Raw genomic sequence first — 22,603 nt, 5'->3', positions numbered from 1 at the left:
TCGCGCCGCTCGGACAAGTCGCGACGACGAGCGCACTTCAGAGCGCGAGCACGATCCGCCCGTCGGCCGACCCCGAGGCCTGCCGTGACCAGGCGCCCGCCACGTCGGCGAACGGGACGACCTCGTGGCTGACCGTGAGCCGCCCCGCCGTGGCGTGTTCCGCGACCACGCCGAGCGAATCGGCCCGCTCCCCCACCGAGAGCGCGTTGTTCGTGTAGCCCAGGATCTTGAGCGAGCCGCTGCGCAAGGTCGCCGAGTCGAGGGGTGCGGTCGCACCGGCCGAGCTGCCCAGGTTGACCAGGCGCCCGCCCGGCCGCAGCACCGGCAGCGCGGCCGCGGCCGGCTCGCCGAAGATCGGGTCGAGCACCAGGTCGACCAGCCCGGACACGGCCCGCAGGCGCTCGGTGAGGGTGGCGACCGGTTCCAGCGCGACGGCCTCTTCCGCTCCGAGCGAGAGCGCGCGATCTCGCGCGGCGGCCGACCGGGTCACGGCGATCACCCGGGAGGCGCCGCCGAGCAGCGCGAGTTGGATCGCCGCCTGTCCGACCACGCCGCCCGCGCCGAGCACCACGACGACCTCGCCCGGCGCGAGGCCGCCGGTCCGGGTCAGCGCCGCGTGCGCCGCCACCGCCGAGAGGCCGAGCGCGGCGATCAGGGTCAGCGGCGCGGCGGGCGGGAGCGGCACCACATCCACGTACGGGATGGAAACCGCCCCGGCCATGCTGCCGTCGCCCGGTCGCATGCCGGCCGAGGTGGCGAACCAGACCGGCGTGCCGTCGTCGCGATGACCGACGCCCTGCACCCCGGGTACGTACGGGGTCGCGGGCTGCCCGAAATAGCTGGTGCCCGACGCGCAGAGCAGGTCGAGCGGCGTGATCGGCGCCGCCGCGACCTGGATCGGCACTTCACCCGCGTGCGGCACGGGCAGCGGCCGGTCCTCGATGGACGGCGGCCGGCCGCACACCCGCAGCACGGCCGCCGGGATCATGTGGCGATGTCCGGGTACGGGAGGTTGATGTGGGCCATCCGGGCACCGTACGCCTTCTGGTACTCGAGCGGTTCGGTGTTGTCCCGCTCGAACATCGCGATGAACAGCGTCAGCGTGAGGAACGGGTGCGCGCCCATTTCAAAAAGACGGACGTGGTCATGTTCGATCAGCGCCGCCCGCTCCTCGTCGTCGAAGCGCAGCCACGTGCTGGCCTCGGCATCGGTGCAGTTGAGCAGTTCGTTGGCCGAGGAAGCCTCCCACCAGGTCACGAGTTCCCGGGGGTCGGACCGGTAGCGCTCGACGAGCGAGGGATCGCGGTCCACGGTGTACAGAAACTTGTTGAGCAGGTACTTGCTCACAACGAAACACCTCCCGACGTCGGGTACCAGGTGAAGTACGCCTCCATGGTGTGGAACAGGTCGAGCGTGTCCACGTAGTCGGCCTTCGCACCGGCCCCGGCCACGCCCATCATCAGCATGAAGTCCATGAACCCGTGGGTGGCGTTGCCCGGCGCGTGCAGGCTGTCCAGCGTCACCTCGCGCAGGCAGTTGTCGAGGTCGCCGTTCGCGATCCACTCGACCGCCCGCTGGTCGAACTCGGGGTCGGGCCCGTGCGGGCCGAACTGTCGCGGCCCGCCCAGCTCGAGCGACAGGTGCCCGGTGCCGATGACCGCGACCCGCAGGTGCGACGGCCAGCTCTCGACGATGCGCCGGATCGACTCACCCAACTTCACAAAACGAGAAGGTTGCGGCAGCGGCGGCGCGAAGATGTTCGTGTAGATCGGCACGATCGGCAGGTCGGCCTCGGGCCGCAGCGTGATGATCGGGCAGGTGATGCTGTGGTCGATCCGCAGCTCGTTGCTGAACGCCAGGTCGAAACCGTCGTCCAGGCCGGCCCGCAGGATGTGCGTCGACAGGTCTTCCTGGCCCTTGAGCAGCATCCGGGGCAGGCCGAACTCGCGTTCCTCGTTGTACCAGTTGGCGTCGTAGAAGGGCGCCTTGCCGACCAGGAACTGCGGCATGTTGTCGAGCCACAGCTGGTGGAAGTGGTCGGAGCCGACCATCACCAGCACGTCCGGGTTGGCCCGGGTGAGGGTCTCACGGAAGGCCAGGATCTTGCGGGTCCACTCGTCGGCGAACGGCGGGCGGTCCTCGCCGGTGGCCGTGCTGGCCTTGTAGTAGAACGGGTGGTGCGTGGACGCGATGACCGCGACGATGCTGGCCATGCCTCAATCCTCTCGGGGCGTGTAGGCGGCGTTTCGATCAACAAAGCGATAGATGTCCATGCCGATCGGCGTACGGCGTTCCTCGGCGATCTGGCCGATCAGTCCGGCCGTGCGGGCCAGCAAGGCGAACCCGCGCAGCAGGTCGACCGGAAGCCCGAGGTCGGCCAGCGCCGCGCCGCAGACGCCGGCCCCGTTGAGCGGCAGCGTCTTCCCCAGCACCGACGGGTGGACCCGGCCGATCGCCTCGAACAGCTGCAGGTGCGGCCCGCGCAGCCCTTCCTCATCGGCGATCCGGATCAGCACCGGCGTGCGCGGGTCGAGTTCCTTGTGTACCGGATGCCCCAGGCCGGGAATGAACTTCTTGTCGGCTTTGGCCGCGCGGACGGCGTCGAGAGCGATCGCCTCGAAGTCAGGCGAAGGTCCGGCGTCGCGCAACAAACCCGCGAGAAACCGTCCACAGTCCTCGGTCACGCCGAGAAACCGCGAGCCCCCGCCGAGCAACCCGGCCGCGAGCGCCCCCTGCAGCGACTCGGGCGCCGACAGATAGGTCAGCCGGGCCGCGATCGCCGTGGGCGTGAACCCGTGATCGGCCAGCGCCACCAGCACCGCCTCGAAGACGCGCACCTCGCCGGCCGACGGACGACGCCCGGCGACCAGCCAGAACGCCAGCTCCCCGAACCCCACCTTTCCCATCAGGTCGGCCGCCAGGTCCTGCCCGAGCAGCGAGATGGTCTCGGGGGTGGACGTGCCGAGGCCGGTCGGGAAGCTCAGCTCCTCAGCCACTTGCGGATCTCCTCGCCGTGCTCGTCGAGCCCGGGCGGCGGCAACTCGTACCGGGGCCGGGTCTCGCTGAAGGTGATGGGGTTGCGGATGCCGGGCACCCCGCCGGTGGTGACGATCGGGTCGAGCCCGACCTCTTCGGCGAACGCGACGCCGCCGTCGATCGTGTTGATCGGGGCGCAGGGCACGCCCGCCGCGATCAGCAGGTCGAACCATTCCTTTTTCGTACGCCGGGAGAGCCGCTCGACGAGGATCGGGCGCAGCGCCTCCCGGTTCGCCGTCCGGTCCTGGTTGCGCCCGAACCGCGGGTCGGACGGCAGGTCGGGCAGGTCGAGCACCTGGCACAGTTTGCGGAACTGCCCGTCGTTGCCCGCGATCACGATCAGTTCGCCGTCGGCGGTGGGCAGTGGCTCGTACGGGAAAAGGCTGGGGTGGGCATTTCCCATGCGGAACGGGACGGTGCCGCCGGCGACGTACCCGCTGGAGTGGTTGACCAGGCCGGAGAGCGCCGAGCTGAGCAGGTTGACCTCGACGTGCTGGCCGCGCCCGGTCGACGTGCGGGCGTGCAGCGCGGCCAGGATGCCGATGTTCGCGTGCATGCCCGCCATCACGTCGAAGACCGAGATCCCGGCCCGGTACGGAGAACCGTCCGGGTCGCCGGTCAGGCTCATCAGCCCCGAGATGGCCTGCACCATCAGGTCGTACCCGGGCAGGCCGGCGCCCGCCGCGGTGCCGAAGCCGCTGATGCTGGCGTAGACGATCTTCTCGTTGCCGGCGGCGACGGTGTCGTAGTCGAGCCCGAACCGTTTCAGCCCGCCCGGCCGGAAGTTCTCGATCATCACGTCGGCGCGACGGGCCAGCTCCCGCGCGTCGGCCAGGTCGGCCTCGTTCTTGAGGTCGAGCGCGATCGACCGCTTGTTGCGGTTGATGCCCAGGTAGTACGTCGAGACGTCGTCGCGCGTCGGCGGCATCCAGGTGCGGGTGTCGTCCCCGGAGGGGCTCTCCACCTTGATCACCTGCGCGCCGAGGTCGGCCAGGAGCATCGTGGCGTAGGGCCCGGCGAGGATCCGGGAGAAGTCCGCGACCACCAGGCCGGCCAGGGGGCCGTTCTCAGACATGCGTACCGCCCGTTCTGCGGACACTCGTCCGCTGGATCAGCTTCCCCCGCGTCACCAGCCGTGTCAACGACCGGTTGATCAGCCGGAAACAAACCCTTGACCATGCAAGTGACCGGGCGCACACTGACGCCACTCGGCCTGACCGCCCAGCGGACAGTGGTCCGGAAATCTTCTGAAGGGAGCGACGATGCTCTTCCGCAATGGCCTGGTTCTCACCATGGACGACTCGCACACCGTGCTCGAGAACGCCGACGTGCTGGTCGTCGACGACAAGATCGCCGAGATCGGCCCGAACCTGACCGCGCCGGACGGCCACGAGGAGATCGACGCCACCGGCGGCATCCTCATGCCCGGCATGATCGACACACACCGGCACATGTGGCAGACCGCCATGCGCGGCTACGGCGCCGACTGGACCCTGACCCAGTACTTCGTCTGGTACTACCTCGAATCGGGCAAGCACTTCCGGCCCGAGGACATCTATGCCGGCAACCTGCTCGGCGCGCTCGAGGCGATCGACTCCGGCGTCACCACCACCGTCGACTGGTCACACGGCCTGCAGAGCGTCGACCACGCGGACGCGGCGGTCGATGCGCTCGAGGCTGTGCCTGGGCGCTTTGTGCTCGCGTACGGGAACATCCAGCAGGGCCCGTGGGAGTGGTCGACCTCCAAGGAGTTCCAGGAGTTCTACCGGCGGCGCATCGAGGGCGGCAAGCTGGCCGGCTTCCAGATGGCGTTCGACGTCACCGGTGACCCGGCGTTCCCCGAGAAGGCGGCCTTCGAGGTCGCCCGCGAACTCGGCGTGCCGGTCACCACGCACGCCGGCGTGTGGGGCGCGACCAACGACGACGGCATCCGGCTCATGCACGACGGCGGGTTCATGAACCCGGGCAACGTCTATGTGCACGCGGCGACCCTGTCCAGCGACTCTTACCACCGGATCGCGGCCACCGGCGGCTCGGTGTCGGTCTCGACCGAGAGCGAGCAGAGCGCCGGACAGGGCTACCCGCCCACCTGGCAGCTGCGCAAGCACGGCATCCCGGTCTCGCTGTCGATGGACACCAGCGTCTGGTGGAGCGGCGACCTGTTCTCGGCCATGCGCACCACGCTCAGCGCCGACCGGGCGCGCGAGCACCTCGAAGCGCACAGCAAGCAGGAGACGGTCACCCACCACCACCTGCGGGCCGAGCAGGTCGTCGACTGGGCCACCCGGGGCGGGGCCAAGGCACTGGGGATGGACTCGACGATCGGGGCGCTCACCCCGGGCCGCCAGGCCGACCTGGTGCTGATCAAGAACGACAGCTCGCCGGTCATGTTTCCGCTGCTCAACGCGTACGGGCATGTGGCCTTCCAGGCGCAGCGCGGCGACGTGCACACCGTCGTGGTGGGCGGCCGGGTCGTCAAGCGCGACGGCAAGCTGGTCGACGCCGACCTGGCGACCGCACGGGCCAAGGTCGAGGCGTCCATCGAGCACCTGCGCTCGACGATGGGCGAGGACGCGTGGAAGCAGGGCATGAACCCGGACATCCCCGAGGCCCGGATCCTGCACAACCCGTATCAGTACACCAAGTAGGGTCCCGTTCCATGACGGACATCGGAAGGGGCGCCGGACCCGACTTCATCGAGGCTCTGGCCCGAGGGCTCGACGTCCTGCGCTCCTTCCGTCCGGGCACGCCGGCCATGACGCTCAGCGAGATCGCCGGCGTCACCGGGCTGGCCCGGCCCACCGTCCGCCGCATCCTGATCACGCTGGAGGCGCTGGGCTACGTACGGGCCGACGGCCGGGGGCACGCGCTCACGCCCCGGGTGCTCGAGCTGGGTATGGCGTACGTGAACGCCCTCTCGATGTGGGACGTGGCCCGCCCGCACATGGAGAAGCTGGTCGCCCAGACCAACGAGTCGACCTCGATGGCCCAGCTCGACGGGGCCGACATCGTCTACGTGGCCCGGGTCGCGGTCCCCAAGATCGTCACGCTCGCGGTCACCATCGGCACCCGGTTCCCGGCCCCGGCCACCTCGATGGGCAAGGTGCTGCTGGCCGCGCTGCCCGCCGACCAGCTGGCCGCCGTGCTGGCCGAGCCGTCCCGCTCGGGCATCAACGCCCGCTGGCAGCCGACGCCGGCCGAGCTCGACGCGTCGCTGCGCGAGGTGCGGGCCAAGGGCTGGGCCCTGGCCGACCAGGATCTCGCGCCCGGCATCCGGTCGATCGCCACCGGCGTGCGGGACGGCGACGGGCGGGTCGTAGCAGCGATCAACGTGACCGTGCATGCGGCCGAGACGTCCCTCGAGACGCTGGTCGAGGATCATCTGCCCAAGCTGCTCCGGACGGCGGCCGACATCGGTCACGACTGGGCGCTGGCGGCGGCCGTTCCCGCCGTGCAGTCTTCCTGATCAAGTGGCACGCTGATCGATGTGCGCCTCGTCACCGACCTCTTCGACCCGGAACCCGTGCGGTGGGGTCTGCGCGGCGACCCCTGGGTCTGGCGCGCCATGTGCGAGCAGCTCACCGGCACCTATCTGCCGCCGTCGGTCGGCGAGGTCGAGCGGCTGCTGATCGCGACCTTCGAACGCGTGGCCGAGGTCGATCTGGCCGGCGAGGCGGCGCCGTGGGTGTTCCGCGAGCAGTTCGCGCACGGCGGCATGTCCAGCGGCAGCGTGCACCTCGAGATGTGGCGCAGCGAACTGCTGCCGACGCTGGTCGATCGCGCCCGCGGCAAGCTCGACGGCTGACCCTTCAGCAGCCGCCCCTTCAGCAGCCGTACAGCGGCTGCTCGGCCTGGTCGGCCGCTTCGATCTCGGCGTCGATGTGCCGGGCCGTGTCGGGGGCCGACGCTCCGGCGATCTCGCGGGCGATCCGTTGCAACTGCCGCACCTGCGCCGGGGTCAGATGATCAAAAACCAGGCGACGAGCTTCCCGTACGTGTCCAGGCGCGGCCGCCTCGAGCGCGGCCATGCCCTCTTCGGTGAGCACGGCCTCGGTGCACCGGGACTCACCGGGCTCGCCACCCGTCCGCCGGCGCACGTAGCCCTGCCGTTCCAGCCGGCTCACCGCGTGGGAGAGCCGCGACAGCGAGCCGCCCGCCATGTGCGCCAGGTTGCTCATCTGCACGGCGTGGCGCTCGGGCCGGGACAGCGAGCTGAGGATCGAGTATTCGAAGAAGTTGAGGCCCGAGTCGCGCTTGAGCTGGGCCTCGATGGCGGTGGGCAGGGTCATGACCATCGCCATCAGCGTCATCCACGCCGCGCGTTCATCGCTGTCGAGCCAGGGCGGCTCGGGGGATGTGTCCATGCTCACGCCGGAAGGATAACCCGTCCCCGCACTTGAATGTTCAAGCCGACGGTGTCAGCATTCGCATTGAACATTCAACCCCGTTGGGAGCATCGCCATGACTGTTCTGCGCATCGACTCGAGCATCCAGGGCCCCGCCTCGGCCTCGAGCGAGCTGGCCGACATCGCCGAGGCCGAGTGGACCGCGGTCCGCCCGGGCACCACCTTCGTGCGCCGGCACCTCGGCTCCTCGCCGCTGCCCGCGGACGCCTGGGCGAACGCGATCCACGCCAAGTTCACCCCCGAGGAGCAGCGCACCGCCGTGCAGCGCGAGGCGCTCGCCTTCGCCGACCGGATCGCCGCCGAGGTGCGCGACGCCGAGGCCGTGATCCTGGCCCTGCCGCTCTACAACTGGGGTGTCTCGCAGCACGCCAAGACCTGGATCGACCTCGTGCTGGCCGGCGCTACCGACCCCAACGAGCGCCTGCTCGACGGCAAGCCCGCCATCGTGCTCACCACCCGGGGCGGCGGCTACGGCCCCGGCTCGCCGCGTGAGGGCTGGGACCACAACACCGACTTCCTGCGCCGCATCATCGGTGACGTGTGGGGCGCCGACCTCACCCTCATCGAGCGCGAGCTGACCCTCGCCGCCGTCACGCCGGCCATGGCGCCGTTCATCGACGCGGCCAACGATCTCAAGAAGGCGGCCCACGAGGCGGCCATCCACGCGGGTCGAACCTTCGCCGCGCGCTGACGCTCTTCGTTTGCTCTCCGCTTGCTCTTCACTGCAATTTGTAGCAGCTGCGGGGCGGCGGAACCCCAGCGTCACTGAATAAGATCGCCGCTCATGGAGACGACGCTGGCGGCGGTGTACTGCGAGGGCTGGGACGAAGGGCTGATCAACCCCCTGACCCAGGACGAGGCCGAGTCGCGTGACTCCGCCGGCGAGCCGTACTCAGTGGTGCTGCTCGCCGGTGGACGCCTACACAGCGTATTGAACATTTCATGGACTGAGGGTTACTGCGCCGTCGAGCATCATGACTCTGCGGGCCGGGTGACCGGCTCCCACGAGTGGCGCCGGGCCCGCGAGGGCGACCTGTTCCTGCGCGAGTCGGCCAACCGGGCGTCGTCCGACGACCCGGCCAACGCCGCCCGCCACCGGATCGACTGGCAGCTCGCCGGTCGCCGGAACGACTCGATCGAGCCGGCCGGCGACCGGGGCGGCCGCAGCACGTTCGCCGACAACGGGTTCACCCCGCCCCGGCTGCCGATCCCGTCCTTCGGCCGGTGGAACGCCCTGCTCGACCGGTCCGGCCGCATCCACGCCGAGTCCTGCGTCCCGCCCTTCTCCGGTGTGTGCGCCGTCCCCCGCGTGGCCGACGGCCCGTTCCGGGTCGCTCCGGAGGCCGGCGCGGCGGGCCTCCCGGTCCGCCGGTCGGCCGAGCGGCCGTGGCACCCGCCGCGCCCGTTGCAGCCGCGCGGGGTGGAGGCGCTGTTCACCGACGGCACCGAGCGCACGGTCGGCGATCGCCGGATGCGCATCTCCACGGTTCCCGCGGGCAAGCTCAACCTGCCGTCCGGCCGCCTGGTCGCCGCCGACCCGTCATCCCTCGACTACGGCGAGGAGCCGTTCCTGGTCACCGCGCCGCCAGGCTCCTATGCGGTGACGATCAGCCTCGCGACCTTTACCGACGACCCTGGCCATACGCGGGTGGCGGCCGCGCGCCTGGACATCAACGATCGCCGCGCCGCGACCTGGGAGCTGGCTCTGCGCGACGGCCAGGACCTGCTCGATCTGGGCTATGGCGAGTTCTTTGGTTTCGGCGTCGACGCGGGCATGGCGTGCTTCGTCGACGAAGAGAACCGCGAACGCCTCAGCGAGGAGTGGGAGGCCTTCGACCTGCGCGATCCCCGCTTCACGGCGGTGGCCGACGGCGACATGATCGCCTGGTCCAGCGGCTGGGGAGACGGCGCCTATCCGACGTGGGTGGGCCGCGACCACTCGGGCTACATCGTGTCCTTCGTGGCCGACATGCGCCTGTTCCCCAGCGACGACTGATCGTGTGGCCGCGCAGCGGACACTGCGCGGCCACTCACGCAGGTCGCCGTGGCACGCTTCGCGTTCTGGACGCGCCAGCGGCCAGCGAAGCGTGTCGCGGCCCCCGCGGGAGCGACGGTCTGTACACCGCACTCAGCCGGGACATGAAGCTCTTGAACTTGATGTCCGTTGAACGCGTCGCGCATCCGGCTGAAGAAGCCGCCCTGCACCCCACCAGGACATGAAGCTCTTGACCTTGATGAACTAATGTCCGTTGAAGGCGTCGCGCATCCGGCTGAAGAAGCCGCCCTGCTTGCTCAGCTCGGCCACGTCCTCGCCGCGGGTCTTGGCGAAGTCGCGCAGCATCCGCTCCTGGTCGGCGGTGAGCTTGGTCGGCGTCTTGACGTCGAGGTGCACGAAGAGGTCACCCCGGCCCTGGCCGCGTAGGTGGGGCACGCCCTTGCCGCGGATCCGCAGCGTCGACGCGGGCTGGGTGCCGGCCTTGACCTCGATGCCCTCCTCGCTGTCGAGCGTCTTGATCGTCAGGCGGGTGCCGAGCGCGGCCGCGGTCATCGGGAGCGTGACCCGGCAGTGCAGGTCGTCGCCCTTGCGCGAGTAGACGTCGTGCGGGCGCTCGTGGATCTCGACGTAGAGGTCGCCCGGGGTGCCGCCGCCGGGGCCGACCTCGCCCTGCTGGGCCAGCCGGATGCGCATGCCGTCCTCGACGCCGGCCGGGATCTTCACGGTCAGCGAGCGACGGGTGCGGACGCGGCCGTCACCGGCGCAGGTCGGGCACGGGTGCGGGATGACCGTGCCGTGGCCCTGGCAGGTCGCGCACGGGCGGGACGAGACGACCTGGCCCAGGAACGTGCGCTGCACGCTCTGCACCTCGCCCCGGCCGCCACACGTGTCACAGGTGGCCAGGTGGGTGCCCGGGGCCGTGCCCGCGCCGGAGCACTGGGTGCACAGCACCGCGGTGTCGACCGTGATCGGGGCCTCGACGCCGAACGCGGTCTCGACCAGGTCGAGCTCGAGCCGCAGGATCGCGTCGGCCCCCGGGCGCGTGCGCGGGCGCGGGCCGCGGGCGTTGCCACCGGCGGCCGAGCCGAAGAACGCGTCCATGATGTCCTGGAAGCCGACGAACGCGCCGCCCGGACCGCCCGCACCGCCGGGGCCCATGCCGCCGCCGGGGGCCAGCGGGTCGCCACCCAGGTCGACGATCTGGCGCTTCTGGTCGTCGGACAGGACCTCGTACGCCGCGTTGATGTCCTTGAACTTCTCGTGCGCTTCCGGGTCCGGGTTGACGTCCGGGTGGTACTGCCGAGCCAGTTTGCGGTAGGCGCGCTTGATCTCGTCGTCGGTGGCTTCCCGGCTCACACCGAGAATGCCGTAGTAGTCCTTGGCCACAGGCTCCGCAATCCTCGTCAGTTCTGGGCTAGAAGGTCGCCCACGTAGCGTGCCACCGCGCGCACGGTCGCGATCGTGCCGGGGTAGTCCATCCGGGTGGGACCGAGCACACCCAGCCCCCCGACGATCGTCGCGCCCGGGCCGTAACCCGTGCTGACCACGGACGCCGACCGCAGGTTGTCGATCTGGTTCTCGTCGCCGATCCGGACCCGGGTGGTGCTCGGTTCCAGATCGCCGATCAGCTTGAGCAGGATGACCTCTTCCTCGAGAGCCTCGAGGACGGGGCGCAGCGTGCCCTGGAAGTCCAGCACGCCCCCACGAGTCAGGTTAGCCGTGCCCGCCAAGGCGAGGCGTTCCTCACTGCGCTCGACCAACGTCTCGAGCAGTACCGAGGCCAGGCAGGCCATGGTGGCGCGGCTGCCGGGGGCGCAGTCGTCGACCAGGCCCTGCACCAGCGGCGGCGTGTCGGCGAGTTTCTGCCCGGCGAGTTTCTCGTTCACCCGGCGCCGGAGGTCGGTGACGTCGTCGGCCGGGACCGGCTGGGGCAGCTCGACCAGGCGCTGCTCGACCCGGCCGGTGTCGGCGATCATCACCAGCATGATGCGCGTGGTCGAGATCGGCACCAGCTCGAGGTGGCGCACCGACGAGCGGGCCAGCGACGGATATTGCACGACGGCGACCTGGCGGGTCAGCTGGGCCAGCAGCCGTACGGTGCGGTGCACGACGTCGTCGAGGTCGACCGCGCCGATCAGGAAGCGCTCGATGGCCCGGCGCTCGGCCGGGCTGAGCGGCTTGACCCGGCTGAGCCGGTCGACGAACAGCCGGTAACCGGCGTCGGTGGGCACCCGGCCGGCACTGGTGTGCGGCTGCCGGATGTAGCCCTCTTCCTCCAGCACCGCCATGTCGTTACGCACGGTAGCGGGGGAGACACCGAGCTGGTGGCGCTCGACGAGCGACTTGGAGCCGACCGGTTCCTGGGTCTCGACGTAGTCTTCGACGATCGCCCGCAGCACTTCGAGCTTGCGGTCATCCAGACTCATCCGACCCCTCCCCCGGTTGGCACTCCAGTCGACAGAGTGCCAGTCTACGTCGCCACGGACCCGAGCGCGATGATCGAGTGGACTGTCTATTCACCGACTCGATCAGCATGTCGCTCTCGACCGCATTGAACTGCGGCTCTACGGTGTCAGCCATGACTGAACCACCTCGCCCGCCCGGTGAAGGTAACCCGCACGACCCCACCGCGCCGTTCAACCCTTATGCGGCTAACGACCCGAGTTCGGGTTCGACACCGCCCCCGCCGCCTCCGTACGGCGCGCCGTCCTCCGGCGGGCCCGGCTACGGAGCTCCTCCGCCCACGTCCGGTGGTGGCTACGGCGCCCCGCCGCCCACCTCGGGCGGCGGCTACGGCACCCCGCCACCGCAGTACGGCTACCAGCAGCAGCCTCCGCAGGGCTACGGCCCTGGCCCGGGCTACGGCGGCGGCCAGACCGCGGACGACAAGACGTGGATCCAGATCGCTCACTTCGGCGGCGCGCTGGGCGCCTTCGTCGGTGGCGGCCTGGGCGGCTGGATCGTGCCGCTGATCGCGATGATGGCCAAGGGCCAGCAGTCCCCGGCCGTGCGGGCCGAGGCGGTCAAGGCGCTGAACTTCCAGATCGTCTGGTCCATCGTCGGCATCATCGGCTGGGCCACGACCTGCATCGCCATCGGCTTCGCGATCTTCCCGATCGCCGCCCTGATCGCCATCATCTTCGGCGTGATCGCCGGCGTGAAGGCGACCAACGGTGAGCCGTACAACTACCCGATGACCATCAACCTGATCAAGTAACGCGGGACCGCGCCGGGTACGGGGCCCGGCGCGTCTTCTGTGTTCCCGTGTTTTCCGTCAGACCACGTCGCGGATCACCGCGTCGGCCAGCAGACGCCCGCGCAGGGTCAGGATCAATTTCCCTTTCCCGTACGCGTCGGCGTCGAGCAAACCGTTCGCGAGTGCCTGCCGGGCGCCGGCCGGATCGACCCGGTCGAGCGCGATGCCCGCGCGCAGCCGAACCCGCAGCATCACGTCCTCGACATGGCGGTCCTCGCCGGTCAGCAGTTCCCGGCCGTGACCGGGCGAGACCCCGTCCGAGAGCCTTTTCGCGTACGCCGCCGGATGCTTGACGTTCCACCAGCGCACCCCGCCGACATGGCTGTGGGCGCCCGGCCCGAGACCCCACCAGTCGGCCCCGGTCCAGTACAGCAGGTTGTGCCGGCAGCGCGCCTCGTCGCTGGTCGCCCAGTTGGAGACCTCGTACCACCGGAACCCGGCCTCGCTCAGGGCGGCCTCGGCGGCCAGGTAGCGATCGGCGGCCACGTCGTCGGACGGGTAGGGGATCTCGCCGCGGCGCATCCGGCCCGCCATCCGGGTGCCGTCCTCGACGATCAGGGCGTACGCGCTCACGTGGTCGACCCCGGCCCCGATCACGCTGCGCAGGGACGCGGCGAAGTCGTCGGCCGTCTCGCCCGGTGTGCCGTAGATGAGGTCGAGGTTGACGTGCTCGAATCCGGCCTCGCGGGCCTCGGTCGCGGCCTGGGGCGCCCGGCCCGCGGTGTGCTTGCGGTCGAGGATCCGCAGCACGGACGGCGCGGCCGACTGCATGCCGAGCGAGATCCGGTTGAAGCCGCTTTTGCGCAGGCGGCGCAGGTAGGCCGGGTCGACCGACTCCGGGTTGGCCTCGGTGGTGACCTCGGCCCCGGGCGCCAGGCCCCACGCGTCGTCGATGCCCTCGAGGATGCGGCCCAGGTCGTCGGCGTCGAGCAGCGTCGGAGTGCCGCCCCCGAAGAAGACCGTGTCTACTTGCTCCGGGTTTATGGTCTTTCGGGCAAGTTCCAGCTCTTGCAGGACGGTGTCGGCGTACGTCTCGCGGGTCGCGCCACCGCCCAGTTCGGTCGACGTGTAGGTGTTGAAATCGCAGTATCCGCAGCGACTCGCACAAAACGGCACGTGCACGTAGACGGCGAAACCGTTCTTCCCCACATGTGCCGTCGCCTCATCGGGCAGCGACCCGTCGGAGGGTACGGGTTCGCCATGTTCCAGTGCGCCGGCCATCCATCAAGTGTGCACGCCTGACGTTAGGGTTCCGCCATGGCTCTGGTCCGTACCGTCACCGCCGCCGGGGTGACCACCCTGACCCTCGATTCCCCGGCCAACCGCAACGCCCTCTCCACGCCCCTGATGACCGAGTTGCTCGAGGCCCTGGGCGAGGCGTTCACCGACAACGCCGTACGCGCGGTCGTGCTCACGCACACCGGCCCGGTCTTCTGCTCCGGCGCCGACCTCAAGGAGACGGCCGCGGCCCGCGCCGACGGCCGGGTGCCGGCCGAGATGATCGCCGACGTGCTGGGAGCTCTCTGGGAGTTTCCCAAGCCGGTCGTCGCCCGGGTGGCCGGTCCGGCCCGGGCCGGCGGGCTCGGCCTGATCGCGGCAGCCGACATCGCGGTCTGCACGCTCGAGGCGACGTTCGCGTTCTCCGAGGTACGCCTCGGCGTCATCCCGGCCGTGATCAGCGCAACCGTGCTGCCCCGCCTGGCCCCGCGCGCGGCGGCCGAGCTCTACCTCACCGGAGACGTCTTCGACGGGGCCCGCGCGGCCGAGATCGGCCTGGTCACCACGGCTGTGCCGGCCGAAGACCTGGACGATGCCGTACGCCGGTACTGCGCCAGCCTCGTGCTCGGCGGGCCGCTGGCCCTGGCCGGGACCAAACAACTTCTCCGCCGTACGCCGATCCGGGCCGAGCTGTCCGAGCTGTCCGCCCGGTCGGCGGGGTACTTCCGCTCGGCCGAGGGGCGCGAGGGCATGACCGCATTCCGCGAGAAGCGGCCCGCGAGCTGGGTTCCCGCCGCTCCGGCGTCGGACGGGTGACGCGGATCGGGTGACCTCGTTGACTACTCTTGTCGCCATCGTCGGCTCGGATTTACAAGGCTCGTAAGGAGTGTGGGTTGCGCAGGACACCGATCGTGGCGCTCGCGATTATCGCGCTCGTCGGTGCGCTCGGCGTGTTCGTGGTCGTCCGGACCTTCTCCAACGGCATCAAGCTGCCCAAGATCGGCCCGGAGTGCACGGTGCGGGCCGACGGCGAGGTCACCCTCGACTACGTGCAGATGGCCAACGCCGCCACGATCACCGCCGTCGGCCTGCGCCGCGGCATGCCCGAGCGGGCCGTGGTGATCGCACTGGCCACCGCCCTGCAGGAATCCAAGCTGGAAAACCTCGACGACGGCGACCGCGACTCGGTCGGGCTGTTCCAGCAGCGGCCCAGCCAGGGCTGGGGCACGATCGAGCAGATCAAGGACCCGCGGTACGCGGCCGACAAGTTCTACGCGTCGCTCAAGAAGGTCAAGGGCTACCAGAAGATGCGGGTCACCGACGCCGCGCAGAAGGTGCAGCGGTCGGCCTACCCCAATGCGTACGAGAAATGGGCCGACGAGTCCACCGTGCTGGCCAAGGCTCTCACCGGCCGGGCCACCGGGGCGGTGGAGTGCAGCGTGACCGGCTCGCCGGTGCTGCGCGGGGCGGCGGCGGCCGCGGCGCTGATGGACGGCCTGCGGCTCGACTGGGGCAAGGGCCTGCCCGAGTCGGCCACCGCGAAACAGGACGGCGGACTGACCGTCCAGGTCACCAGCGCCAACTCGGGCTGGCGCTACGCGCACTGGCTGGTGGCGCACGCGTCAGCCACCGGCCTCGAACGGGTACGTTTCGGCGACCTCGAATGGCACGCCCCCGACGGCAAGTGGCAGGCGGTAACCGCGGAAGGTGCGGTCGGCACCGGCCGGGTCGTCGCCGAAGTCTTCAACTGACGTCGGCGTTTCGACCCGCCCCGGCCAAACTCGGCGTGATTTGTCGTCACCGACAGTGATGGCGGACGATTCGGGTACGCAGTTGCGTAGCGTATACATCGACATGGACAGACAGCTACCGCCCTGGTACTAAGTAGAACGTGTCAAGGGCGATCGAGTGGATTCTCCTGGGTGCCGGCAGCTGCACGGCGATCATCATGGGCCTGCGATGGCACCGCCCCGCGCGGGTCGTGCCGTGGCTGTTGCTGGCGGGGGCGATCGCCGCCCTGGCCATCGGCGACGTTTTCTACGCATTTGACGAGATGCCCACCGCGACCGGCTTCTACCTCGCCATGTTCGTGCTGGTGACCGGCTCGTTGCTGCACTTCACGCAGGGTGGCTCGGTGCTGGTCGACCGGGCCCGGCTGATCGATCTGCTGGCCTTCGCCTGCTCGGCGCTGCTCGTGGTGTGGGTCTTCGTGATCGGCGACAACGGCATCATCGGCGAGATCTCGGCGTCCGACGTGATCGGCTCGCTGCTGCTGGTCGCGGTCGCGCTGCGCCTCAACCTGGCCGCCCCGCGCAACATCGCGGCGATGCTCCTGCTGCTCGGCTCGATCGGGTTGCTGTGCGGTGACGTGCTGTATCCGATGTTGCGCGACGAGGCCTCCGAGACCGGTTACCGTGTGCTCTACGTGAGCTGGGGCCTGGCCGCCCTGCACCCGTCGATGGTGCGCCTCACCCAGCCGATGACCCCGCGCACGACGAACTGGCGCGGCCACTGGGCCGCCCTGCTCGGCGTTTCGGTGGCGACCCCGCCGACCGTGCTGCTGATCGAGGCCCTGCACGGCGAGGTCCGCGACGGCGTCCCGATCGCCATCGCCGGCGCCATCACGCTCACCCTGACGATCACCCGCCTGGCTGACTCGGTCACCCTGAACAGCCACGCCCTGGCCCGCGAGCGGGGCCTGCGCAGCGCGAGCGCCGCCCTGGTGTCGGCGGCCGACGTGCCCGCGGTCGACGAGGCGGTCCGGCAGGCCGTGGCCGCCCTGATGCCCGGCGACGCGATCCGCCGGCTCGTCTTCGCCCCCGACGACCGTCAGCTGGCCACGGAACAGCTGCCACCCGCCCCCGCCGGCCGTCGCCCGCGCAGCTGGTGGATCGAGGACCCGCAGCCCTCCCCCCATGAGCCGGCCGCCCGCGCCCGCGTAGGCGGCTTCCGTGGTCGGGGCTCGCGTGCGCTCGTTCGCCGGCTCGGCCTGTCGGGCACCGGCCTCCGCCGGGCGGTTCGCGCACGCCGCTCCCTCCGCCGGCTACGGCGTGGCATCGCCCGGCTCGTTCGTCAGCTCGGCCTGTCCGGCCTGGTCGCCCGGGTGCGCCGGGCCGCTGAGTGGCTCGGCCGGCGCCTCGCCGGCTCGTCCACCAACAGTTCAGCCGGCCGGTCCGGCGAGGAGTCCACCCTGGTCTGCCCGCTCTGGCTGGAACCGCTGGCCGTGGCCCGCCCCAGCGGCGGCGCCCTGGTGCTGACCGGCCGCCGCGACGCCCTCGCCGCCGCCCACGACGCCCTCGAGGTGCTGGCCGGCCAGGCCGCGCTGGCACTCGACCGGATCAGCCTGGTCGAGGCCGTCGGCCGCCGCGACAGCGACCTCTACCTGCGGGCGGTCATCAGCAACACCGCCGACCTGATGCTGGTGCTCGACGAGGACCAGCGCATCCGCTACGCGAGCCCGGCCCTGCACGACCTGCTGGGCGACGACAAACTCTCCCCGCTGGCCACCCTGGAAGACCTGGTCCACCCCGACGACCGAGGCCAGATCCGCCGAGCGTTCGCCACCGGCGGCGACGGCACGATGTTCTGCGCCCTGCGCCGCCCCGACCACAGTCAGGCTCTGGTCGAGGCCACCTACCGAGACCTGCGCGAAGACCGCTTGGTGCAGGGCTTCGTGGTAACCATGCACACCGTCACCGACAGCCAGGACCCGATCGACCGCCTCCCCCACCGCGACCAGCTGGACGAACTACCCGCCTGGATAAACCGCCGAAGCGCCCAGCACAAGTTCCGCTACTGACCACCCCTACAGCGCCGGCACAGCAGTCGCCGCCTCACAGCCTCGCGTCGGGTCGGCGGGGTCGGCGTCGCGCTCGCCACGCGGCGGGCTGGCACCCAGCGCCTTCACGCAGCACACCACCGAGCGCGGCCTCCAACACGCCGCCGCTCACACCACCTCGACCGCTGACTGACGCGTCCGTCGTACACAGGCGCCGCGCACGGCACCATCGCCGTCAGCGTTCCTGCACCATGCCACCGCAGCAGCACGCCCACCACGCGCGGCCCCGACGAGACCGCCGCTCACCGACGCGTCGACCCCATCACAGGCTTTGCCACCGCGCTCAGCGCTCAGGACCGTCCACGGTCGGGCGTCTCACGACCATGTTTCGGATGCGCATGCGAGCAGACACTGGCGGCACAGGTCCGGGCTGTTCCACTCGGCGTAGAGGTCTGTCGGTGGTCCGGGATCCGGTGGCTCGATGTCGAAGCCGTTCCTTGGACGCAGGAAACCTAGGCCCGGACCGGGTCGGTGATGACCACAGGCGGTCACGTCGTCGCCGGTGTCGCGGCGCAGATGCCGGACGCCGGCCGGGTCGCGCACCAGGTCGAACTCCTCGTGAAGCCGCGACTGGTGATGACTGGAGGGCGGACCCACGATCATTTGCCGGCTCGGGCAGTAGAGCGCGTACCAGCGTGTGGCGTCCGGCTCTGTTTCGATCTCGACCAGGCGCATATCGTCCGATGCGGACGGCGGCTTCGATCGTGACGACCGCAGCGGCTCACCCGTGACCGTCGCGCGATAGCAGTGGCTGCCATCGGGCAGAGTGCCTCCGATCGGACAGGCCGACTCGTAAAGCGACTCGAGCAGGGCCTCCACCACAGTGCTGTACTGCGCGTAGATGACCGAACCGTCCTCGAACGACACGGTCGCCAGCCACATGCCCATCGCCACCCGCCCCCGCTCGGGGTTGAGAGTAACCACTCACTCACGTCGCCCGGGTGGGCCGAGCGTTCTGGACGCGCCAGCGGCCAGCTCGGAACGCCCGGGTCCCCGCGGGAGCGACGGTCCGTCACCCACCACCCGGCTGGGACATCCGGCTCTTGATCTTGATCGGAATCCGCGAAGAACCGCCGCGCTTGGCGCAAATGGCGAAGCGCCGGACCATAATGGTCCGGCGCTTCGAAGAAACTCAACGGTGGATGCGACGACGACCGCCGTAACCGGCGACCAGGGCCACACCGATCGCGGCCAGCACGACCTGGAACAGAAGCTCGATCCAGTCGAAGCCCGCGGTGTCGGCGACGCCGGCGGCGCGGGCCAGGACGGTGCCCAGCAGCGCGGCGACAACACCGATGACCAGGGTCAGCCAGATCGGGATGTTCTGCTTGCCCGGTACGACCAGGCGGCCCAGGGCGCCGATGATGAGACCGACGATGAGGGCGGTGATGATGCCGGTGACAGTCATTGGGGGGTTCCTCTCGGGGTGAAGCAGTTGTTGCGTCCGTCGAGCCCCAGAGTTCCCGAGTGGTCGAAAAACCAAACCGCCTTATTTTTTGTTTGCTCCCTTGGTGTCCGCGCCGTCAGAGGTCGACAGGGCGGCGATGAACGCCTCCTGCGGCACCTCGACCCGGCCGACCATCTTCATCCGCTTCTTGCCCTCTTTCTGCTTCTCGAGCAGCTTGCGCTTACGGCTGATGTCGCCGCCGTAGCACTTGGCGAGCACGTCCTTGCGGATGGCGCGGATCGTCTCGCGGGCGATGATGCGGCTGCCGATGGCGGCCTGGATCGGCACCTCGAACTGCTGGCGCGGAATGAGTTTCTGCAGCTTGGCGGCGATGGTGATGCCGTAGTTGTACGCCTTGTCCTTGTGCACGATCGCGCTGAAGGCGTCGACCGGCTCTCCGTGGAGCAGAATGTCCACCTTGACCAGATCGGCGACCTGCTCGCCGGTCGGCTCGTAGTCGAGTGACGCGTAGCCCTTGGTCTTGCTCTTCAGCTGGTCGAAGAAGTCGAAGATGATCTCGGCCAGGGGCAGCGTGTAGCGCAGCTCGACCCGCTCGGACGAGAGGTACTCCATGCCGAGCAGGCTGCCCCGGCGGCTCTGGCAGAGTTCCATGACGGCGCCGACGTACTCGTTGGGCACCAGCACGGTTGCCCGCACGACGGGCTCGTGGATCTCAGCGATCTTGCCGTTGGGGAACTCGCTCGGGTTGGTGACGATCCGCTCCTCCGCGTCCTCGGTGTAGACGCGGTAGACCACGTTGGGCGCGGTCGAGATCAGGTCGAGGTTGAACTCGCGTTCCAGCCGCTCGCCGATGATCTCAAGGTGCAGCAGGCCGAGATAGCCGACGCGGAAGCCGAAGCCCAGCGCGGCCGACGTCTCGGGCTCGTAGGTCAGCGCGGCGTCGTTGAGCTTGAGCTTGTCGAGCGCGTCACGCAACGCCGGGTAGTCGGAGCCGTCGATCGGGTAGAGGCCCGAATAGACCATCGGCTTCGGGTCCTTGTAGCCGCCGAGCGATTCCTTGGCCGGGCGGTTGTTGCCGGTCACGGTGTCGCCGACCCGGGACTGACGGACGTCCTTCACGCCGGTGATCAGGTAGCCCACCTCGCCGACACCGAGCGCGCCGGCCTTCTCCATCTCGGGCGAGACGACGCCGATCTCGAGCAGCTCGTGCACGGCACCGGTGGACATCATCTTGATGCGGTCGCGCGCCTCGATACGGCCGTCGATGACCCGGACGTACGTGACCACGCCGCGATAGACGTCGTAGACCGAGTCGAAGATCATCGCGCGAGCTGGGCCGTCGGCGTCGCCGACCGGGGGCTTGAACTGGCGGACGATCTCGTCGAGCAGGTGATCGACGCCGACGCCGGTCTTGCCCGACACCCGCAGCACGTCGTCGGGCTCGACGCCGATCAGCTTGGCCAGTTCCTCGGCGTACTTCTCGGGCTGGGCCGCGGGCAGGTCGATCTTGTTGAGCACCGGGATGATGTGCAGATCGTTCTCCATCGCCAGGTACAGGTTGGCGAGGGTCTGCGCCTCGATGCCCTGGGCGGCGTCGACCAGCAGGACCGCGCCCTCACAGGCGGCGAGGGACCGGGAGACCTCGTACGTGAAGTCGACGTGCCCCGGGGTGTCGATCATGTTGAGGACCGCGGTTTCGCCCTGCTGACCACCCTCGCGCACGGTCCACGGCATGCGGACGGCCTGCGACTTGATGGTGATGCCGCGCTCGCGCTCGATGTCCATGCGGTCGAGGTATTGCGCGCGCATCTGGCGCGGGTCGACCACTCCGGTGATCTGCAGCATGCGGTCGGCCAGCGTCGACTTGCCGTGGTCGATGTGGGCGATGATGCAGAAGTTGCGGATGCGACCGGGGTCGGTGGCACCGATCACGTTCACGCCGGGGTCGAGCGGTCCAGGCACGGTCATCCGTTCTTGTCGAGCTGGGAGTGCGCCGGCGAGCCGCCGGCGCCATCTATCGTCCCACGTCCGCGGTGGAGCCCGTGCGAGGGCGGTTCAGACCCGGTCGAGCGGGAGGCGCGGGGGCGGCGGGAGCTCGGCGAAGATCGGGTCTCCCGGCCGTACGACTCCACCCCGCAGCACGACCGTCATGACGCCGCCCTTCCGGACGACGTTGCCGTTCGCGTCGTGGCCGACCATCTCTTTGAGCAGGCCCGGCTGGAGCCCGTTGATCTGCGCGCACGGGTTCCGCAGCCCGGCTACGATCACCGCCGGCCGCGGGTCCGCGGCCGCACGCTCGACCGCGGCTCGCACCGCGTCGGCGGCTCGGGCGGTCGGCTCATCCAGGGTGGCCGCGTCGGCCGCGGCCAGGACTCCGGCCAGCGCCGCGCCCACATCGCCGTCCAGGTGTTTCGGCGCCGGCGGCCCGAAGCGCAGCACCGTCCCCAACGGCAGCCCGAGCAGATCGATCCCGCGGGTCGTCACGTTCTCGCCCAGATCTCCCGGCCGGACCTGGTAGCCCTTGTCACCGACCTCGCCGAACAGCTCCTCGTGAATCAGGTGCACCTGCCGCAGATTGGGCTGAGTCGGATCGGCCCGCACCCGGCCCTGATGCCGCACATGCACCCCGGCGTGCGAATCCCCCTCCACCCCGAGCCCGGCCACCAGCACGATCTCGCCGTGCACCGGCTTGGTGAACGAGTAGGTCTCGTTCCGGCTGACTGACACCACAAACCCCATGCCCCGGAGTCTCGCCGACCGGAGGGCCGGCGCTCGACCCGTTTACGCGGGCTCGGCTTCACGCGGGCTCGGCTTCACGCGGGCTCGGCTTCACGCGGGCTCGGCTTCACGCGGGCTCGGCTTCACGCGGGCTCGGCTTCACGCGGGCTCGGCCAGGAACAGGGCGGACAACTTGGGCAGGCGCCGATGCATCTCCTCCTCGTTGTCGAAATCCCACAGCTCGGCGACGTCGGGCCGGATCACCGGCCGGTCTCCCTCGGGCAGGGGCGACCCGGTGGCCTCGGCATAGGCCTCGGCCGCGATCGACAGCACCTCTTCGGCCTCGAAGACCGCCCCGGTGTCGGCCGCGGCCTTGATCACCGCCACGTCGGCCAGCGAGTCGGGCGCCTTGACCGAGCGGGCCACCGCCTCGCGCCCGTGCGCGATCAGCCAGCCACGGAAGCTGTCGAAGCCGTCCTCGCCGACCCCGCCGTTGATCAGGTAGGCCGCCGCCCACAGATCCTGGGTGCCGGAGGCGGCCATGACCTTGTCGAGATGCCGACCCCAGGCCACGATCTCGTCCGGATCGCGGGTGGCCAGGTCGGCCACGGCACGTCGGGCCACCTCGGCGGGCGAGGCGGGCCGCTCGGCGGTCGCGCGGCTGATGACCGCCCAGAAGTCGTCGGTTCGCATAGTGAGGATCCTGCCAGTGGGGTACGACAAAACC

General features: G+C 70.2%; 23 protein-coding genes. 9 read left to right on the top strand and 14 right to left on the bottom strand.

The window, feature by feature from the left end; genetic code table 11:
* Positions 1-37 precede the first annotated feature (37 nt).
* Genes KOI35_RS40265 through KOI35_RS40245 form a run of 5 tightly spaced genes read right to left on the bottom strand, consistent with a single transcriptional unit; the run spans position 38 to position 4,111 of the window.
* Positions 38-988: a quinone oxidoreductase family protein gene (locus tag KOI35_RS40265; protein ID WP_215794805.1), complete on the bottom strand. Its 951-nt coding sequence runs from the start codon at positions 986-988 to the stop codon at positions 38-40.
* Positions 985-1,347, bottom strand: coding sequence for a hypothetical protein (locus KOI35_RS40260; protein ID WP_215794803.1), 363 nt, complete (start codon positions 1,345-1,347; stop codon positions 985-987). The genes KOI35_RS40265 and KOI35_RS40260 overlap by 4 nt, the downstream gene beginning before the upstream one ends.
* Positions 1,344-2,213, bottom strand: coding sequence for a DODA-type extradiol aromatic ring-opening family dioxygenase (locus KOI35_RS40255; protein WP_215794801.1), 870 nt, complete (start codon positions 2,211-2,213; stop codon positions 1,344-1,346). The genes KOI35_RS40260 and KOI35_RS40255 overlap by 4 nt, the downstream gene beginning before the upstream one ends.
* 3 nt (positions 2,214-2,216) lie before the next feature.
* Entirely contained in the window at positions 2,217-2,996 is a 780-nt protein-coding gene (locus KOI35_RS40250) for a citryl-CoA lyase (RefSeq protein WP_215794799.1), read from the bottom strand.
* The gene (locus KOI35_RS40245; protein WP_215794797.1) at positions 2,981-4,111 is read right to left on the bottom strand and encodes a CaiB/BaiF CoA transferase family protein; all 1,131 of its coding nucleotides are present in this window, start codon (positions 4,109-4,111) and stop codon (positions 2,981-2,983) included. Before KOI35_RS40245 ends, KOI35_RS40250 begins: the two co-directional genes overlap by 16 nt.
* Before the next feature lie 187 nt (positions 4,112-4,298).
* Here KOI35_RS40245 and KOI35_RS40240 point away from each other — a divergent pair, with 187 nt between their 5' ends.
* From KOI35_RS40240 to KOI35_RS40230, 3 genes are read left to right on the top strand one after another with little or no spacing between them, the layout of a single operon-like run.
* Complete coding sequence (locus KOI35_RS40240) at positions 4,299-5,684, top strand: amidohydrolase family protein (protein ID WP_215794795.1); 1,386 nt, start codon at positions 4,299-4,301, stop codon at positions 5,682-5,684.
* Between the two features lie 11 nt (positions 5,685-5,695).
* On the top strand, positions 5,696-6,502 hold the full coding sequence (locus KOI35_RS40235) for an IclR family transcriptional regulator domain-containing protein (protein WP_215794792.1): 807 nt from the start codon (positions 5,696-5,698) through the stop codon (positions 6,500-6,502).
* Positions 6,503-6,523: 21 nt separating this feature from the next.
* Positions 6,524-6,841, top strand: a complete 318-nt coding sequence (locus KOI35_RS40230) for a hypothetical protein (RefSeq protein WP_215794790.1) — start codon at positions 6,524-6,526, stop codon at positions 6,839-6,841.
* 19 nt (positions 6,842-6,860) lie between these two features.
* Here the strand turns inward: KOI35_RS40230 and KOI35_RS40225 are convergent, their stop codons facing one another.
* Entirely contained in the window at positions 6,861-7,406 is a 546-nt protein-coding gene (locus KOI35_RS40225; RefSeq protein WP_215794788.1) for a MarR family winged helix-turn-helix transcriptional regulator, read from the bottom strand.
* 91 nt (positions 7,407-7,497) lie between these two features.
* On the opposite strand from KOI35_RS40225, the gene KOI35_RS40220 reads away from it, so the two are divergent.
* Both KOI35_RS40220 and KOI35_RS40215 read left to right on the top strand, forming a co-directional pair.
* Positions 7,498-8,133, top strand: a complete 636-nt coding sequence (locus KOI35_RS40220) for an FMN-dependent NADH-azoreductase (RefSeq protein WP_215794785.1) — start codon at positions 7,498-7,500, stop codon at positions 8,131-8,133.
* A 93-nt stretch (positions 8,134-8,226) separates the two neighbouring features.
* Complete coding sequence (locus KOI35_RS40215; protein WP_215794783.1) at positions 8,227-9,438, top strand: DUF4241 domain-containing protein; 1,212 nt, start codon at positions 8,227-8,229, stop codon at positions 9,436-9,438.
* 243 nt (positions 9,439-9,681) lie between these two features.
* On the opposite strand, the gene dnaJ is transcribed toward KOI35_RS40215, so the two are convergent.
* On the bottom strand, positions 9,682-10,824 hold the full coding sequence (gene dnaJ, locus KOI35_RS40210) for a molecular chaperone DnaJ (RefSeq protein WP_215794781.1): 1,143 nt from the start codon (positions 10,822-10,824) through the stop codon (positions 9,682-9,684).
* A 17-nt stretch (positions 10,825-10,841) separates the two neighbouring features.
* Positions 10,842-11,864, bottom strand: a complete 1,023-nt coding sequence (hrcA, locus tag KOI35_RS40205) for a heat-inducible transcriptional repressor HrcA (protein ID WP_215794779.1) — start codon at positions 11,862-11,864, stop codon at positions 10,842-10,844.
* A gap of 152 nt (positions 11,865-12,016) precedes the next feature.
* Between hrcA and KOI35_RS40200 the strand changes: the two genes are divergently transcribed.
* Positions 12,017-12,655: a DUF4870 domain-containing protein gene (locus KOI35_RS40200; RefSeq protein WP_215794776.1), complete on the top strand. Its 639-nt coding sequence runs from the start codon at positions 12,017-12,019 to the stop codon at positions 12,653-12,655.
* 57 nt (positions 12,656-12,712) lie between these two features.
* On the opposite strand, the gene hemW is transcribed toward KOI35_RS40200, so the two are convergent.
* A complete protein-coding gene (gene hemW, locus KOI35_RS40195; RefSeq protein WP_215794774.1) occupies positions 12,713-13,915 on the bottom strand; it encodes a radical SAM family heme chaperone HemW in 1,203 nt (400 codons plus the stop codon).
* 36 nt (positions 13,916-13,951) lie between these two features.
* Between hemW and KOI35_RS40190 the strand changes: the two genes are divergently transcribed.
* From KOI35_RS40190 to KOI35_RS48040, 3 genes are all read left to right on the top strand, one after another.
* Positions 13,952-14,728 carry an enoyl-CoA hydratase-related protein gene (locus tag KOI35_RS40190; protein WP_215794772.1) on the top strand — a complete coding sequence of 259 codons (777 nt, stop codon included), beginning with the start codon at positions 13,952-13,954 and terminating at the stop codon, positions 14,726-14,728.
* A gap of 77 nt (positions 14,729-14,805) precedes the next feature.
* Positions 14,806-15,663: a hypothetical protein gene (locus KOI35_RS40185; RefSeq protein WP_215794770.1), complete on the top strand. Its 858-nt coding sequence runs from the start codon at positions 14,806-14,808 to the stop codon at positions 15,661-15,663.
* A gap of 140 nt (positions 15,664-15,803) precedes the next feature.
* Positions 15,804-17,711: a PAS domain-containing protein gene (locus KOI35_RS48040; protein ID WP_308121366.1), complete on the top strand. Its 1,908-nt coding sequence runs from the start codon at positions 15,804-15,806 to the stop codon at positions 17,709-17,711.
* A gap of 354 nt (positions 17,712-18,065) precedes the next feature.
* Here KOI35_RS48040 and KOI35_RS40175 read toward each other — a convergent pair whose 3' ends face one another.
* The 5 genes from KOI35_RS40175 to KOI35_RS40155 form a co-directional block, all read right to left on the bottom strand.
* On the bottom strand, positions 18,066-18,644 hold the full coding sequence (locus KOI35_RS40175) for a hypothetical protein (RefSeq protein ID WP_215794767.1): 579 nt from the start codon (positions 18,642-18,644) through the stop codon (positions 18,066-18,068).
* Positions 18,645-18,882: 238 nt separating this feature from the next.
* Positions 18,883-19,158: a GlsB/YeaQ/YmgE family stress response membrane protein gene (locus tag KOI35_RS40170; protein WP_215794765.1), complete on the bottom strand. Its 276-nt coding sequence runs from the start codon at positions 19,156-19,158 to the stop codon at positions 18,883-18,885.
* An 81-nt stretch (positions 19,159-19,239) separates the two neighbouring features.
* Entirely contained in the window at positions 19,240-21,120 is a 1,881-nt protein-coding gene (gene lepA / locus KOI35_RS40165; RefSeq protein ID WP_308121378.1) for a translation elongation factor 4, read from the bottom strand.
* 93 nt (positions 21,121-21,213) lie between these two features.
* Complete coding sequence (locus tag KOI35_RS40160; protein WP_215794761.1) at positions 21,214-21,897, bottom strand: MOSC domain-containing protein; 684 nt, start codon at positions 21,895-21,897, stop codon at positions 21,214-21,216.
* A 138-nt stretch (positions 21,898-22,035) separates the two neighbouring features.
* Positions 22,036-22,569, bottom strand: coding sequence for a DUF4240 domain-containing protein (locus KOI35_RS40155; protein WP_215794759.1), 534 nt, complete (start codon positions 22,567-22,569; stop codon positions 22,036-22,038).
* Between the last annotated feature and the right edge of the window lie 34 nt (positions 22,570-22,603).

The sequence above is a fragment of the Paractinoplanes bogorensis genome (assembly GCF_018829635.1).
GTDB lineage: Bacteria > Actinomycetota > Actinomycetes > Mycobacteriales > Micromonosporaceae > Actinoplanes > Actinoplanes bogorensis.
This window is presented reverse-complemented; position numbering and strand designations above follow the sequence as displayed.

Coding starts and splice junctions, on each gene's coding strand:
- KOI35_RS40245 (WP_215794797.1), bottom strand. CDS start 4,111: ATGTCTGAGAACGGCCCCCTGGCCGGCCTGGTGGTCGCGGACTTCTCC.
- KOI35_RS40255 (WP_215794801.1), bottom strand. CDS start 2,213: ATGGCCAGCATCGTCGCGGTCATCGCGTCCACGCACCACCCGTTCTAC.
- KOI35_RS40190 (WP_215794772.1), top strand. CDS start 13,952: ATGGCTCTGGTCCGTACCGTCACCGCCGCCGGGGTGACCACCCTGACC.
- KOI35_RS40265 (WP_215794805.1), bottom strand. CDS start 988: ATGATCCCGGCGGCCGTGCTGCGGGTGTGCGGCCGGCCGCCGTCCATC.
- KOI35_RS40215 (WP_215794783.1), top strand. CDS start 8,227: ATGGAGACGACGCTGGCGGCGGTGTACTGCGAGGGCTGGGACGAAGGG.
- KOI35_RS40155 (WP_215794759.1), bottom strand. CDS start 22,569: ATGCGAACCGACGACTTCTGGGCGGTCATCAGCCGCGCGACCGCCGAG.
- KOI35_RS40200 (WP_215794776.1), top strand. CDS start 12,017: ATGACTGAACCACCTCGCCCGCCCGGTGAAGGTAACCCGCACGACCCC.
- hrcA (WP_215794779.1), bottom strand. CDS start 11,864: ATGAGTCTGGATGACCGCAAGCTCGAAGTGCTGCGGGCGATCGTCGAA.
- hemW (WP_215794774.1), bottom strand. CDS start 13,915: ATGGCCGGCGCACTGGAACATGGCGAACCCGTACCCTCCGACGGGTCG.
- KOI35_RS40240 (WP_215794795.1), top strand. CDS start 4,299: ATGCTCTTCCGCAATGGCCTGGTTCTCACCATGGACGACTCGCACACC.
- KOI35_RS40220 (WP_215794785.1), top strand. CDS start 7,498: ATGACTGTTCTGCGCATCGACTCGAGCATCCAGGGCCCCGCCTCGGCC.
- KOI35_RS40170 (WP_215794765.1), bottom strand. CDS start 19,158: ATGACTGTCACCGGCATCATCACCGCCCTCATCGTCGGTCTCATCATC.
- KOI35_RS40160 (WP_215794761.1), bottom strand. CDS start 21,897: ATGGGGTTTGTGGTGTCAGTCAGCCGGAACGAGACCTACTCGTTCACC.
- KOI35_RS40235 (WP_215794792.1), top strand. CDS start 5,696: ATGACGGACATCGGAAGGGGCGCCGGACCCGACTTCATCGAGGCTCTG.